Genomic DNA, 14,321 nt, shown 5'->3' with positions numbered 1-14,321 from the left:
CGGCACTCCAACGCCGGCTAACGCCGGCACTCCAACGCCGGCTAACGCCGGCACTCCAACGCCGGCTAACGCCGGCACTCCAACGCCGGCTAACGTCGGCACTCCAACGCCGGCTAACGCCGGCACTCCAACGCCGGCTAACGTCGGCACTCCAACGCTGGCTAACGCCGGCACTCCAACGCCGGCTAACGCCGGCACTCCAACGCCGGCTAACGCCGGCACTCCAACGTCGGCTAACGCCGGCACTCCAACGTCGGCTAACGCCGGCACTCCAACGCCGGCTAACGCCGGCACTCCAACGCCAGTTCATAGACTTTTCAGACAGCCCCTGAGATGCCAATGGCCCATGAGACCTAGCAGGTGCGGCGCGGAAGGCTTTTTGGGTACCACGAGCGGCGGCACGCGCCCCACCTGCCAGGTCAGGTGCGCTGCTCTTGGTCCATTGGAGCGCGTCAAAAACCCCGTACACCAATGACCCTTGAACATGCCGCATGATCAAGAACGCGAAAGCCCATTGGAACGCCATGTTCGGCAATCTACAATCTACAATCTACAATCGTAAATGAGATCAGACCCCACCGCTCCGCAAGAGCGCCTTGAGGGTATGTTTGCCCTGTTGGGCCAAGCGGGTGGCTTGGGCGAGGAAGACTTGGGCGGTGGTGAGGGCGTCGTTGAGGGCGTCGTGCTGCCCATAGACCGGCAGGCCAAAGCTGCTGGCGAGGCCGCGCAACTGAATTGCGGGCATGGGCATGTCGTGGCTCACTGCGCCCAACATCTGGGCACGCTGGTGCATCGTAACCGCAATGCGGGCGGTGTCGAGGATGGGGCCGTGTAGCTTCGAGCCATAGTGCTGCTTCAAAGCGCGGTTGAGGAAGCCGACATCAATGCGCGAGACATGGACAATCAAGACCCGTTGGGCCAGCCGTTCGATCAGGGCCGGTAGCACCTCCTCAAAGGTGGGTGCCGTGGCCAGTTCGTTACGCATAAGCCCATGAATACGGATCGAATCGGCTGCGACCAAGAGCCCCTCTGGGGGGCGGATCATCGTGTGCCAGGTGCGATCCAGACGAATGCGACCATCTTCGATCTCGACGAGGCCAATCGCCAAGAGCGAATCGCGGCGCTCATTGAGCCCGCTTGTTTCAACATCAAGCACAACATAGCGGGCTTCCCGCCAAGGCTTCTGCGGATCGGGCCATGGGCCAGACTCATAGGCGCGAAGAAAATCGGGCAGTTCATGTTTGCGCCCCCAGGGTAGCCACGGTGCTACGCCTAACCTACCGAGCGTGCTGAATTTCATAACGCCTTTGGGGTGATGCGGAGCGGCGGTGCCCCTCGCATCCGATTGTGTGGGATCGCTGATCCCTTAGCCAATAAGCCGATCTGTCTGAAACATCATTGCGATGCCTCGTTGGGCGCGAGCAATCGCTTGGAACGCCTCCTTGAGTCCACGCTGATCAAGGGGGCTCAGTTGGGGGAAGACTACAAGGTTACTCGGTTCTTCACCATTAGCAATCTGGTCACGTTGGCTCCGTAGGCGGACGAGGCTGATCAACTCGAAGGCATTGATCAGCCGTTCGGCGTCTACTTCGCTGATGCTGGCCTCGCGCCACGCCGAGCGTAACCGCGAAACCGTACTGGTCTCGGAGCGTCCCGCTTCAAGCCCATAGATGCGGGCGAGATCAACGATGATGGCAGTCCCACGCTGTTTGAGGTCGAGCAGATCCTTCTGGTCGCCGCGCCGTTCCAGGGCAACACTGCGGAAAAAGGTCAGGGGCGCAGGGGTGCGTAGGGCCGCCCGCGCCATGCGGGCCAGAAAGATCGTGTTGCCGCGTGCCCGCTGGATCACCGGGCGCAAGACCGCTTCGGCTCTGAGCTTGCCATGAACCTGGCGGTAGTCGAAGAAGATGCCCGCTCGTAGCAGCGATTCTTCGTCAGGGACATCAATCCAGCGCCCAAAGATGGCTTGCCACTGCGAGACTGGCTGACGCCAGCGCGGGTTCGTGGCCAGAATATCACCCGTACAACGTGGGAAGCCACATTGTACCAGACGTTCGACCACAATGTCGGCAAGTTTGGCAAAATACTCTGGAGCATCGGGCGGATGCTCGTCGGCGTAGATCATGGCGTTGTCTTGATCGGTGCGCAGGGTCTGCTCATAGCGCCCTTCGCTGCCAAGCACGAGCCACGCATAGGGCGCGGGCGGGGTGCCCAACTCCTCTTCCGCATCACGGATGATGCGTTGCAGCAACGCATCGTGGGCAACCGCCACCACACGCCCCACATCAGAGACGCGCGCCCCGGCGTCAAGCAAGCCGGTGACCGCATCATAGACCTGATCGCCATAGGTGCGCAGGTCATCAAGTCCACGGGCACGTTCCAACTGACGGGGCAAAAAGAGCGGACTACTACTCTGGCGGCGCAGAATATCGGTATTGGTTACCATCCCAATCACCTGGCCATTGTCAATCAAAGGCAGGTGGTGGATGCGCCGTTCGAGCATCAGTAAGAGCGCCTCGAAGGCGAGGCTATCGGCGGGCATTGAAGTGGCCGGGGCGGTCATCACTTCACGCAAGGGCGTATTATCGGGCAGCCCATTAGCGAGGACACGATTACGCAGATCGCGGTCGGTAATGATTCCCGAATTGGCATCTTGAAAGCCATACGGCGGCAGATCAACAATGAGACAACTAACATTCTCATCGCGCATGACTTGAGCCGCTTGGCGCACGGTTGCATCGGGGCGAATCGTGATCGGTGGGCGGCGGATCAGATCGCGCACCCGTGTCTGGAAGAGGTAGGGTGCCGTACTGCCCTGACGCTGCTGGGCTGCCGAGATCAGGCGATCAAACGATGAGGCCGAAAAGTAGTTCGCAAAATCCTGATACTCATTGCACAAGCGATGGAAAACATTGGCTGGAACGAGGTAGGCCAAGACCTCCGTCTGGGCATGCACAGCCACCACTGGCGGCGCATTGCGAATGAGCGAACGATGCCCAAAGCCCTCACCAGGGTTTAGTGTATCAACGACGGTTGGCTCACCATCCTGGATATGCACGAGATCCACGCTACCCTTACGAATCAGGTAGAGAAACTGAGCGGGCGGCCCGCCAGCATTGAGAATGGTACTTCCAGTTGCAAAATACTCAATCTGAGCCTGGGAAGCAGCAAGTTCAGCGGCAGCCACGGGTAATTTGTCGAAGGGCGGGTAGATCCGCAGGAAGGTGACAATCTCGTCCATAAGACTTTCGTTGATTTCTAGTAGAGGGATGGTTTCAGAAAAGTCGAAGGTTGCTTGAGCATCTTGCGAGGATGCGTGAGGCGAAGCGGCGAAGGCTTCGCGTCCTCGCGTCCTCGCGTCCTCGCGTCCTTGTAAGCTGTAACGTGACTACGTCGCCCCCATCCCTTACCGTAAAATGACGAGCAGGACGCCAGCAGAGACAGCCGAGCCAATCACACCAGCGACGTTGGGGCACATCGCTTGCCAGATCAGGAAGTTCTGGGGATCCTCCTCTTGGGCGACATTGTGGGCCACACGGGCTGCCATAGGCACTGCCGAGACGCCCGCCGCACCAATCAATGGGTTTATTTTATCACGAGTGAAGAGGTTGAAGAACTTTGCAAAGAGGATGCCACTCGCGGTTGAGATGGCAAATGCCACCATCCCCAGCGCAAAGATCAGGAGCGAGCGGGGGGTCAGGAAGGTACTCGCTTGGGTACTCGCCCCAACGGTCAGGCCAAGCATAATGGTTACTGCATCAATCAGCGACTCGCGGGCGGTCTTCGCGAGTCGTTCGGTCACCATGCTCTCTTTCAGCAGATTGCCAAAGAAGAGCATGCCGAGCAGCGGCAACGTATCGGGGACGATCATGACACAGACGATCAGGCCAATGATGGGGAAGAGGATGCGCTGGGCGCGGCTCACTTCGGGTGGAGCGGCCATACGGATCAGACGTTCTTCACGGGTGGTGAGCAGGCGCATAATCGGCGGTTGGATCACCGGCACGAGGGCCATATAGGCATAGGCCGAAACCGCGACCGCACCAAGCAGTTCAGGGGCGAGTTGCGAAGAGATAAAGATCGCAGTGGGGCCATCAGCCCCGCCAATGATCCCAATTGAAGCTGCTGAACGCAGCAAGCTCATCGGATCATTCGGATCACCAAGTTCGAGGACGGGGAAGCGCGAACCAAAGAAGATCGCCGCAATCAGGGTGAGAAAGATGCCCACCTGTGCTGCTGCACCAAGCAGAATCAGGCGCGGCTGGGCGATCAAGGTTGAGAAGTCGGTCATTGCGCCGATCCCCAAGAAGATCAGCGGTGGAAAGACGCCATACTTGACCCCAGCGTAGATATACTGGAGTACACTGCCTTCATCATAGACCCCCTGGCCAAGGCCGGGAGCAAAGGGCATGTTACCCAGGATCATACCGAAGCCAATCGGTACGAGCAGGAGGGGTTCAAAGTTGCGGGTAATGGCGAGATAGATGAAGAAGGCACCGATGGCCATCATGAGCAGATTGCCCAACGACAAGTGGGCAAAGCCGCTAGCTGCGAAAAAATCGATCAGCCACTGCATCAGTTGAACTCCAGCAGGGCCTGGCCCTGTCGTACAGTATCACCAGCCTTCACATGGACGGCGCGGATCGTACCGGCCACTGGCGAACTGACATTGGTATTCATCTTCATCGCCTCGATCACGAGTACCGTATCGTTGATTTGGACGCTATCACCCACTTTGACTTTGACGTCGGCCACGATGCCAGCGAGTGGCGAAGGGAGCGCATTGGCCCCCGCAGCGGCGGCGGGCGCGGCGGCGGCGGGTGTGGCCACCGTAGGCGCGGCAGCGGTAGGCGCGGCGCTACGCACCGCAGCCGGGGGAGGCGGCGCACTCCGCAACTCCTCGCCATCATCCTCCAATACCTCCACCTCGACGTCGTAGCTCACTCCATTGACAGTAATACGCAAACGTTTCACGGTCGTTTTGCTCCTTGATAGAGGTGGTTTGTAACTAGGTTACCCCCGCTGGGGGTTGGGGCGGCTCGGTGGCTTCGACAAGCTCAGCCACCGAGCCACCGCGTTGCATCTCGTTAACTTCAAGCTTTCTCGCGCTCACAACTCTGCTCTGCTTTCGTGTTGGCGGCAAAGCCGCCAACACGAAAGCAGAGAGAGAACATACACTTAGCGGCGGCGGCGCGAATCCATGATTGTAATCCGGCCATGACGGCCCCATGCATCGGCACCGGGGCGGCGATCATACTCCACCCTGGTGACGCGCACCGGGCGGCCCAACGCTTCTGCGGCGGCGGCACTGATCAACGCAATCAGTTCAGGCGTGATCTGGCCATCGGGCAGCGCGGCAGCCGGTTTGGGCAAGGCGGAGGCTACTTTGGTAGTAGCCAGTTCACTCGCCGCTTTGCTCTTGCTCTTGCCTTGGAAGCGGTTGAGTTGCCCCAACGCCACCAGGGTGAGGGCCACCATCGCTAGGGCAGAGAAGACCACAATGACCCCAGTGATGGTAATCTGCAAACCAATCAACACGGGGTCAACTGTCAGATCCATCGGAACCTCCTCACACTACATTGGCACAAGGCCATGCTTCTTCTGGGGGCGCAGTTCGCGCTTGGTACGCAGCGAGGCAAAGGCGAGGCTGAGGTAGCGACGGGTCTCACTCGGTTCAATAATGTCGTCAATCAGGTTACGGCCCGCCCCGGTATAGGGCGAGGCAAATTCGGCGCGGTAGCGGCTGGCAAATTCAGCGCGGGCTTCAGCGGGATTGCTCGCCTTCTTGATCTCATCGCGGAAGACGATACTCACCGCACCTTCGGGGCCCATGACGGCAATCTCACAGGTAGGCCATGCAGCCACACGGTCGGCCCCCAGATCTTTGCCGCACATCGCCAGATAGGCACCGCCATAGGCTTTCCGCAGAATGAGCGAAACCTTGGGCACCGTACTGGCCCCATAGGCAAAGAGCATCTTCGCGCCATGGCGAATAATACCCCCGCGCTCCTGATCCACCCCTGGCAAGAACCCCGGCACATCAATCAGGGTCAACAGGGGGATATTGAAGGCGTTGCAGAAGCGCACAAAGCCAGCAATCTTATCGGAGGCATCAATATTGAGGACGCCAGCCATCACCGCGGGCTGATTGGCCACAACGCCGACGGTACTGCCATTGATGCGGGCCAAGCCAATGATCGCATTGGGCGCAAAGGTCTTATGGATCTCAAGCAGTTCGCCATTATCCACCAGGCGCTCAATGATCGGCTTAACATCATAAGGCGCACGCGGATCATCGGGAATGGCGCTATTGAGCGCCGGATCGTCGTAGAAATGGATCGCCCCATCGCCCTGCTCAGGTGGGTCTTCGAGGTTATTGGCGGGCAAAAAGTTCAGGAGTTGCTGACAGATATGCACCGCATCGGCATCGCTCTCGGCAACAAAGTGGGCCACACCGCTACTCATCTGGGCATCGGGGCCGCCCAGTTCAGTCGAGGTGACCACTTCGCCGGTTACCTGCTTGAGGACTTCGGGGCCGGTGATGAACATCTCGCTCGTGCCGCGCACCATAATGATAAAATCCATGAGCGCGGGCGAATAGGCCGCCCCACCGGCACAGGGGCCAGCAATGATCGCAATCTGGGGCACCACGCCCGAAAGCAGCACATTGCGGTAGAAGATACGCCCGTAGCCACTCAGCGCATCAATACCCTCCTGAATGCGCGCCCCCCCACTGTCATTAAACGTCACAAAGGGCGCACCGCACTTCAGGGCCAAATCCATCGTCTGACAAATCTTGTCCGCTTGGGTCTCACCCACCGAACCACCAGCAACGGTAAAATCCTGAGCAGCAACAAAAACCTGACGCCCAGCAACGGTACCACAGCCAGTCACTACCCCTTCACCAGGAAGATCCTTCCCAGCCATACCGAAGGCGGTTGCACGATGGCGCGCAAAGAGAAAGAGCTCCTGAAAGGTCTCCTTCTCAATCAACAAGTCAATACGCTCACGCGCTGTGAGCTTGCCACTCTCATGCTGACGGGTAATCCGTTCACGTCCGCCGCCGCGCTGCAAATGCAAACGCGCCCGGCGCAACTGCGCGATCTTCTCGCGGGTCGTCTTAGGCTGCTGCTGATCATCTGTTTCACGAGTGGTCATGGTCTGCAACTGCCTTTCATAGGGAGGAGGGAGAACAGAGAACAGAGAACAGGGGAACAGGGGAACGGGAGAACAGGGGAACAGAGGAACAGGGGGACGGGGGGACAGGGGGACGGGAGAACAGGGGAACAGAGAACGGGAGAACAGAGGAACAGGGGGACGGGAGAACAGGGGAACAGAGAACGGGAGAACAGAGGAACAGGGGGACAGGGCATACAATCAGGGTGAGTTGGGGATGGGGGGAGTATAACCTATTTTTAGCAGTTTTGCGAGAGGAGTTTTAGAAGAATGGTAATTGGTATTAGGTAGTGCCGACTTTAGTCGGCTTCCCATCGCTGCCAAAGAACTCAGCCGACTAAAGTCGGCACTACGATGTCTGCCCACGGAGGCCAAACATCCCGCTTCCTCCTTCCTCCTTGCTCCTTCCTCCTTCCTCCTTCCTCTCTCATCCTTCCTCCAACACCTCCGTCGCTCCACGCAGCCGCAATTTCAGCACACCGCCAGCGACCACAAAGAAGCAGATGGCGATAGCGAATAGCGCAGGTTGCACGCCGATCTGGTTGAGTACCAGATTGCCCACCAGCAGCCCCATTGGTGCGGCGATCAGTGAAAAGCCGACCACAATCGCAAAGATGCGGCCACGTAGTGCGGGGGGGGTGCGCTGCTGAATCGCAGTGGTCAGGAGGGGGTTCATCAGGCCCAGCACCATCCCAATGAAGAAGGCATTGACCAGCAGGACGGGCAAGGGGGGCAGGTTGGCAAAGGCAAAGTAGGTGATCCCAGCGGCAATCAGGCCGTCACCGAGCAGCCTGCGTTGCTTCATCCGTGTGGCCAGGAAACCATAGAGCATGGCGCCAAACACCGTGCCAGCGGCCTGCATGCCTAAGAAACTGGTCAGATCAAAGGGTTCATCGGTGAGGGCTTGGAGTCCTTGGGTGTACATTGGTGAGACCAGATCAACCAAGGGGGTGCCCAGCAGAATAATCAGTGCCGAGAGCAGCACCAGCAGCCAGATCACGCGATCTTGGCGCAGAAAGCGCACCCCTTCCATCCACTCCTGGAAGAAGTCGAGTTGTTGCGGCCTGCGCCCCAACCTGTCAGGCTGTGTCGCTAAGATCACCAGGGCCGAAAGCATGAATGCGGCGGCATTGAGCCAGAGGGCGCTACTTGGGCCGAGATTGGCAACCACCAATCCGGCAGCCACCGGCCCAGCCATAAAGACGAGCCCCTGGATCATTTCGGCTACGGCATTGGCGCGTTCAAGCGGCAATTGAGCGCGGTAGGCCACCGGGGGCAAGAGGGCTTCGCGGGCCGTAGCGCCCGGTAGCGCCATGAGCGATGAGATAAAGATCAGAATGAGTAGAAAGAGCAGCGGTGCATTGAAGGTCAGGTAGAGTAACGGCATCGCTGCAAGGGTGAGCGCATTGCCCAGATCGGCCAGCACACTCGCCCTGCGGTAACCTAAACGATCTACAATCGTACCTGCAAAGACCATTCCAAACAGCAAAGGGATCATACCAACAATTGCGGTAATCCCCATAGCTGCGGGACTGCCACTCAACTCAAGGACAATGAAGGGCAGGGCACTGCCTGCAACAATGCTACCAAACAATGAGGCCGCATTGGCCGCCTGCAACCCGAGGAAGGGTATCCCACTAAAGACTACCTCCCCAAGCTCATCGTTTGGTGATAGTTCATGGTTTTGTGTTGAATTCACGGGTGTAGGGTAGCTAAAATGAGGGGGGTGTGCAAGGGAAGCTTTCCCTTTAGGCCCGCCTGATTCACAAAACGCCCACTTTGCTGTAACATGCGCGTGCAACCTAACGTATTATGAAGAGAAGCTTACCCTTACCCTGATGAACATGAGGAGCTTACCCTTGAACCCGACGCCAACATCTAGCCTTGTCCAACGCCTTGTGACCCTGAGTAGCCTGATGTTGCTCGCGCTGCTCTTAAGCGGCTGCGGTGATCTGCTGCCCAATAATGATAGTAATGATCAGCCTGCGATCCTGATTGTGACCGCAACCCCCGAACCTGGGGCGGCTGCCGCGCCAGTGCAAGAGCCAACCCCTGTTCCGCCTGCGCCCAGTGATGATGATGCAAACGAAACGCCCGCGCCCAGTGATGATGATGCAAACGAAACGCCCGCGCCCAGTGATGATGAAACTGAGACCCCCACTGCACCAGACGCGGCTCCCGCGCAAACTGGCCCAGGGTTGCTCGCTCGCGTGCAGGATCGCGGCTATCTGATCTGTGGTACCAATGCCAATCTGCCCGGCTTTGGTTTCTACGACAATGTGCGGAACGATTGGTTTGGTTTTGATGTGGACTTCTGCCGTGCGCTGGCGGCGGCAATCTTTGGTGATGCCAGTAAGGTTGATTTTGTTGGCCTCACGACCGCGGGCGAGTATGAGCGCTTTGGGGCCGTGCGTCAAGGCCGGGTGGATGTGCTCTTCCGCAATACCTCATGGACTCTGGGCCGCGACGTGGATCAACTGGCCTTTGGGCCTACGACGTTCCACGATGGGCAATCCTTCATGGTGCGCCGCGACGCGGGCGTTAGCAACTCCAACGATCTTGCGGGCAGGCGTATCTGTGTCGCAGCAGGTACCACGAGTGAACAGACGCTCAATGAAGATTTTGCGGCCCGTGGGATTGACTTTGAGGCCGTGCTCTTTAATAGTGATAGGGAGCTCTATCCGGCCTACGACGAAGGTGAATGTGATGCGGTCACGAGCGATAGCTCGCAGCTTGCGTCGCAGCGTGAGACCTTGACCAACCCGGATGATCATGTTGTCCTCGATGAGCGCATCTCGCGTGAGCCCCTTGGCCCCGTCTTCATCGAAAACGACGACCAGTGGCGTGATGTGGTGAGTTGGGTTGTGTTTGCGACCATGTACGCTGAAGAGTTGCGCGTAGACCAGAACAACGTCAACCAATTGGCGCAGAGTAGTGACGACCAGCGCATCCTGCGGCTGCTTGGGCGCGAAGGCGACTTTGGCCAAGCATTAGGGCTCAACAACGACTTTGCCTTGCAAATCATTAGTCAGGTGGGCAACTACGGCGACATCTACGACCGCAATTTGGGGCCGCGCACCCCCTTTGCGCTCGAACGTGGCCCCAACAAAGCCTGGAACCTTGGTCAAGGCGGTGTGCTTGCCTCGCCGCCCTTTAGGTAGAGAAGAGGAGCAATTCTTGAAACAGCTACCATTCCCTCTCGACCGCATCCTCCGTCTGGTTGCGATGAGCAGCTTGCTCGCACTTGCCTTGCTGCTGAACGGTTGTGCCGAACTGCTGCCCGGCAATGATCAGCCGGCTGTGCTGATTGTGACCGCAACCCCGGCGCCGGGGGAGGCTGCCGTAGCGCAGGGAGAAGCCCCCCCCGGTGCTGAACCAACCCCCGTTGCGGAGCAGCCTGCGAGCAATGATGCGTCAGAGACTCCAACCACACCAGATGCCGCGCCAGTGCAGGTGGGGCCAGGGCTGCTTGCCCAGGTGCAAGGGCGAGGCTATCTGATCTGTGGTACCAACGCCGATCTGCCCGGCTTTGGGTTCTACGACAATGTTCGCAACCGTTGGAGCGGATTTGATGTAGACTTCTGTCGGGCTATGGCGGCGGCCATCTTTAGTGATGCCAATGCGGTAGATTTTGTTGGCCTGACCACTGCGGGGCCAAATGAGCGCTTTGCAGCGGTGCGCGAGGGCCGCGTGGATGTACTCTTCCGCAATACGACCTGGACGCTGGGGCGTGATCTGGACGGGCTTGCCTTTGGGCCTACCACCTTCCACGATGGGCAGACCTTCATGGTACGGGCCAACGCAGGCATCGCCAACTCCGACGACCTTGTGGGCAGACGCATCTGCGTTTCGGCGGGTACCACCAGTGAGCAGAACCTCAACGACGACTTTGCCGCGCGGGGCATCAGCTTCGAGGCCATTCCCTTCACCGAAGAGGGACAACTCTACCCGGCCTACGACGAAGGCGCATGCGACGCGGTCACGAGCGATAGCTCGCAACTCGCCTCGAAGCGTGAGACCATGGCCAACCCAGAGGATCACATCGTACTCGGTGAGCGCATCTCGCGTGAGCCACTCGGCCCGGCCTTCATTGAGAATGACGACCAGTGGCGCGACGTGGTAAGCTGGGTAGTCTTTGCCACAATGTACGCCGAAGAGTTGCGCGTAGACCAGAACAATGTCAACCAATTGGCCCAGAGCAGCAACGATCCGCGCATCCGCCGCCTGCTGGGGCTAGAAGGTGACTTTGGGCAACGCTTAGGGCTCAGCAACGACTTTGCCTTCCAAGTCATCAGCCAAGTGGGCAACTACGGCGACATCTACGACCGCAACTTGGGGCCAAGCACGCCCTTTGCGCTTGATCGCGGCCCCAACAGAGCCTGGAATCTCGGTCAAGGCGGTGTGCTTGCCTCGCCGCCCTTTAGGTAGCGCATGTATGCTTGCTGGTGAAGGTTTCAGAACGTGAGGATGCGTGAGGCGAGGATGCGCAGCTTCGCGTCCTCGCCTCCTCGCGTCCTCGCAAACACTAACGTGGCTACGAACCATACCCTTAGTAATACCAATTATCTTTAGCACCTTCCCTGTCTATGACACAAGCCATCCTCTGTCCAGCCTGTCATCAAGCCAATGCGGCCCGAGCGCGCTTTTGCCAGCATTGTGGCCATGATGTGATTCTCAATAATGCGGGGCCGCAATACTTCCTCACGCAGGTGATCAAGGCCGGGGGGCAAGGGGCGGTCTATCGGGGGCGCGATGAGGCTGGGCAGATCTACGCGATCAAGGAGATGCTCGACAACTTCAGCGATCCGAAGGAACGCGCTGAGGCGGTGAACCGTTTCCAGGCCGAGGCAGAGATGTTGCGCAAACTGACGTACCCTCAGATTCCGCGTATCTACGCATCGTTTAACGATGAGGGTCGGCACTATCTGGTGATGGATTTTATCCATGGTGAAGACCTGGAGGATATTGTTGAACGTGAGGGGCCGCAGCCGGAAGCTCGGGTCTTGGCGTGGGCCGATGAGTTGTGTGCGGTGCTAGAGTATATGCACGGACGCGGGTTGATCTACCGCGATATGAAGCCTGCCAATGTGATGCGTGAGCACACATCGGGGCTACTCAAGCTGATTGATTTTGGGATTGCCAAGGCATTTCAGGTCAATGTGCGTGGGACACAGATTGGCACACCGGGCTATGCACCGCCCGAACAGTACCAAGGGCTGGCCACGAAGCAATCGGATGTCTACGCCCTGGGCGCAACGCTGCACCACCTGTTGAGCGGACGTGATCCACAGGAGCAAGCGCCCTTCAATTTTCCCCGCTTGACAACCCTTGTGCCCGGCATTTCACAGCGCACCGAGGCGGCAATTGCGCGTGCGCTGGAGATGCGCCAAGAGGATCGCTTCCAGAGTATCACCGAAATGCGGGCCGCCTTACGCCCTATGCCAACCCCTGCGCCCCAAGTGCGCCGCGCCGCGCCTGCAACCACTGCAATACCTGCGGCTGCATCCCCAGCCCAGGTTGCGGCGCAGGCTGCTCCGCCGCCCGCGCCCGCGCCTGCTGCCCCTGCCCCCGCGCCCGCCCCTGCCCCTGCACCCCCCCCTGCCCCTGCCGCAGCGCCCACGCCTGCCGCAGCGCCCCCTGCGCCCGCCACGCCCGTCCCTGCCCCCACGCCTGCCGCAGCGCCCCCTGCGCCTGCCGCAGCGCCCCCTGCGCCCGCCGCAGCGCCCGCGCCACCAACCGCACCTACAGCACAACCCGCAGCCCAGCAACCAACTCAACGGCGGCGCAGTTGGTGCGGCTGCGTGATCAGCCTCGTGCTCATCGTTGGCCTTGCGCTGGCCGGCATCTTCTTCGTTCGCCCCGAACTCCTCCCTGGCAGCAGCCCGCCCCCTGTGCAGAACATGGTTGAGCGTACCTTCAGCTATACCATTAAAATTGATGTAACCGACGGTAGTGATCAAGCGACCATTGATCGTGCCTTTCTAAACGCCTTCATCCGCTTTGCCAGGGCAGAATGTACCTGCAACCCCCAACTCATTGACGGGAGCCTGATCTTTACAGAACCACCGCAATTGATCGGTACCGACGGGCGCATGGCCAGTTACCAGGGCACGGTTGAGGCAGGGCTGCTCGTACCAGAGTGAGCGCCGAAAGGTCGGGATGCAGAGATATTCACCACAGAGGCGCAGAGAACACAGAGAGGTTTGTGGCACGGCAAGCACCATATCTGTGACTTCAGGGGCAAACATTCTGTTCACACTTAAACCCCACCGAGAGTTGTCATGCCAAATGAAATCATCCACAACCTCCTTGAATGGATCGAGGTTGCAGCGGTTGGCCTTGAGCTACTCGCTGTCATTATCATCGTTGTAGCGGCACTACTCAGCACCTTCAACTTTATCCGTAGCTACGTGACACGCCAACCAATGTTAGCGAGCTACCATGCCTACAAGGTACAACTTGGACGCGGCTTGCTGCTCGGCTTGGAAATGCTGGTTGCTGCCGATGTGGTACGTACAGTAGCCCTCGAAACCAGCCTCAACAGCATCATCTTTCTAGGGTTACTCGTACTCATCCGCACCTTTCTAAGTTGGTCATTGACCCTAGAGATCGAGCATCGCTGGCCGTGGCAGCATCCGCCGAATTGAGGTGGGGAATACCATGAATCGTCGAATACGGGGATGAGAGCCATGACGTGGCCGCCCACGAACCCCATAGGGGCGTAGCAGCGGCCCCACAGCGCGGATCATGGCACATAGGCCGCTGTGGGGCCGGGGCCCTCATGTTGGCCTTGCGCCCTCCTGAAGCGATGGTGCGATGACGTGGCCGCCCACGAACCTCGTAGGGGCGTAGCAGCGGCCCCACAGCGGATATCATGGCACCACCACAAACTACAGGCCGCTGCTACGCCCGCATGTCGGCCTTGCGCCCTCCCGAAGCGATGGCACGATGGTGCCATTGGTATGCGACGGGGGGGGGCGTTGCTTTCAGGTATAGAGTTTTTGGGAAGCTTTGGATGCGGTGTCAAGAGTTTTCTCATGGAACGCAGACAAACGACCTGCGAGGTGTGCGCCGTGCAGCCACCATGCGTAGCCCCACAGACCCAACGGCGCACACCTGGCAGGTCTGAGGTACCAACGGCTCAT

General features: G+C 59.1%; 11 protein-coding genes. 4 read left to right on the top strand and 7 right to left on the bottom strand.

The features are described 5' to 3' along the window. Positions 1-568: 568 nt before the first annotated feature. The 7 genes from CJ255_RS18265 to CJ255_RS18235 form a co-directional block, all read right to left on the bottom strand. Positions 569-1,300: a 3'-5' exonuclease gene (locus tag CJ255_RS18265; protein ID WP_097645529.1), complete on the bottom strand. Its 732-nt coding sequence runs from the start codon at positions 1,298-1,300 to the stop codon at positions 569-571. 66 nt (positions 1,301-1,366) lie between these two features. Beyond that, positions 1,367-3,241 carry a DUF294 nucleotidyltransferase-like domain-containing protein gene (locus CJ255_RS18260; RefSeq protein ID WP_097645528.1) on the bottom strand — a complete coding sequence of 625 codons (1,875 nt, stop codon included), beginning with the start codon at positions 3,239-3,241 and terminating at the stop codon, positions 1,367-1,369. 165 nt (positions 3,242-3,406) lie between these two features. Then, positions 3,407-4,576, bottom strand: a complete 1,170-nt coding sequence (locus CJ255_RS18255) for a sodium ion-translocating decarboxylase subunit beta (protein WP_097645527.1) — start codon at positions 4,574-4,576, stop codon at positions 3,407-3,409. Further along, on the bottom strand, positions 4,576-4,974 hold the full coding sequence (locus CJ255_RS18250; protein ID WP_097645526.1) for a biotin/lipoyl-containing protein: 399 nt from the start codon (positions 4,972-4,974) through the stop codon (positions 4,576-4,578). The genes CJ255_RS18255 and CJ255_RS18250 overlap by 1 nt, the downstream gene beginning before the upstream one ends. Positions 4,975-5,178: 204 nt before the next feature. Then, positions 5,179-5,559, bottom strand: a complete 381-nt coding sequence (locus tag CJ255_RS18245; protein WP_097645525.1) for an OadG family protein — start codon at positions 5,557-5,559, stop codon at positions 5,179-5,181. A gap of 15 nt (positions 5,560-5,574) precedes the next feature. Then, entirely contained in the window at positions 5,575-7,158 is a 1,584-nt protein-coding gene (locus CJ255_RS18240) for an acyl-CoA carboxylase subunit beta (RefSeq protein ID WP_097645524.1), read from the bottom strand. A 445-nt stretch (positions 7,159-7,603) separates the two neighbouring features. Next, the gene (locus CJ255_RS18235; protein WP_165774792.1) at positions 7,604-8,875 is read right to left on the bottom strand and encodes an MFS transporter; all 1,272 of its coding nucleotides are present in this window, start codon (positions 8,873-8,875) and stop codon (positions 7,604-7,606) included. 160 nt (positions 8,876-9,035) lie between these two features. Between CJ255_RS18235 and CJ255_RS18230 the strand changes: the two genes are divergently transcribed. From CJ255_RS18230 to CJ255_RS18215, 4 genes are all read left to right on the top strand, one after another. Next, positions 9,036-10,337, top strand: a complete 1,302-nt coding sequence (locus CJ255_RS18230) for an amino acid ABC transporter substrate-binding protein (protein WP_245863566.1) — start codon at positions 9,036-9,038, stop codon at positions 10,335-10,337. A 16-nt stretch (positions 10,338-10,353) separates the two neighbouring features. Then, positions 10,354-11,604, top strand: a complete 1,251-nt coding sequence (locus CJ255_RS18225) for an amino acid ABC transporter substrate-binding protein (protein ID WP_245863564.1) — start codon at positions 10,354-10,356, stop codon at positions 11,602-11,604. Positions 11,605-11,762: 158 nt separating this feature from the next. Continuing rightward, positions 11,763-13,319, top strand: coding sequence for a serine/threonine-protein kinase (locus tag CJ255_RS18220; protein ID WP_097645522.1), 1,557 nt, complete (start codon positions 11,763-11,765; stop codon positions 13,317-13,319). A gap of 138 nt (positions 13,320-13,457) precedes the next feature. Next, complete coding sequence (locus tag CJ255_RS18215) at positions 13,458-13,823, top strand: DUF1622 domain-containing protein (RefSeq protein ID WP_097645521.1); 366 nt, start codon at positions 13,458-13,460, stop codon at positions 13,821-13,823. Positions 13,824-14,321 lie beyond the last annotated feature (498 nt).

The sequence above is a fragment of the Candidatus Viridilinea mediisalina genome, assembly GCF_002532535.1.
Classification (GTDB): domain Bacteria; phylum Chloroflexota; class Chloroflexia; order Chloroflexales; family Chloroflexaceae; genus Viridilinea; species Viridilinea mediisalina.
The sequence above is the reverse complement of the archived record's forward strand: the minus strand, read 5'-3'. Positions and strand labels throughout refer to the sequence as shown.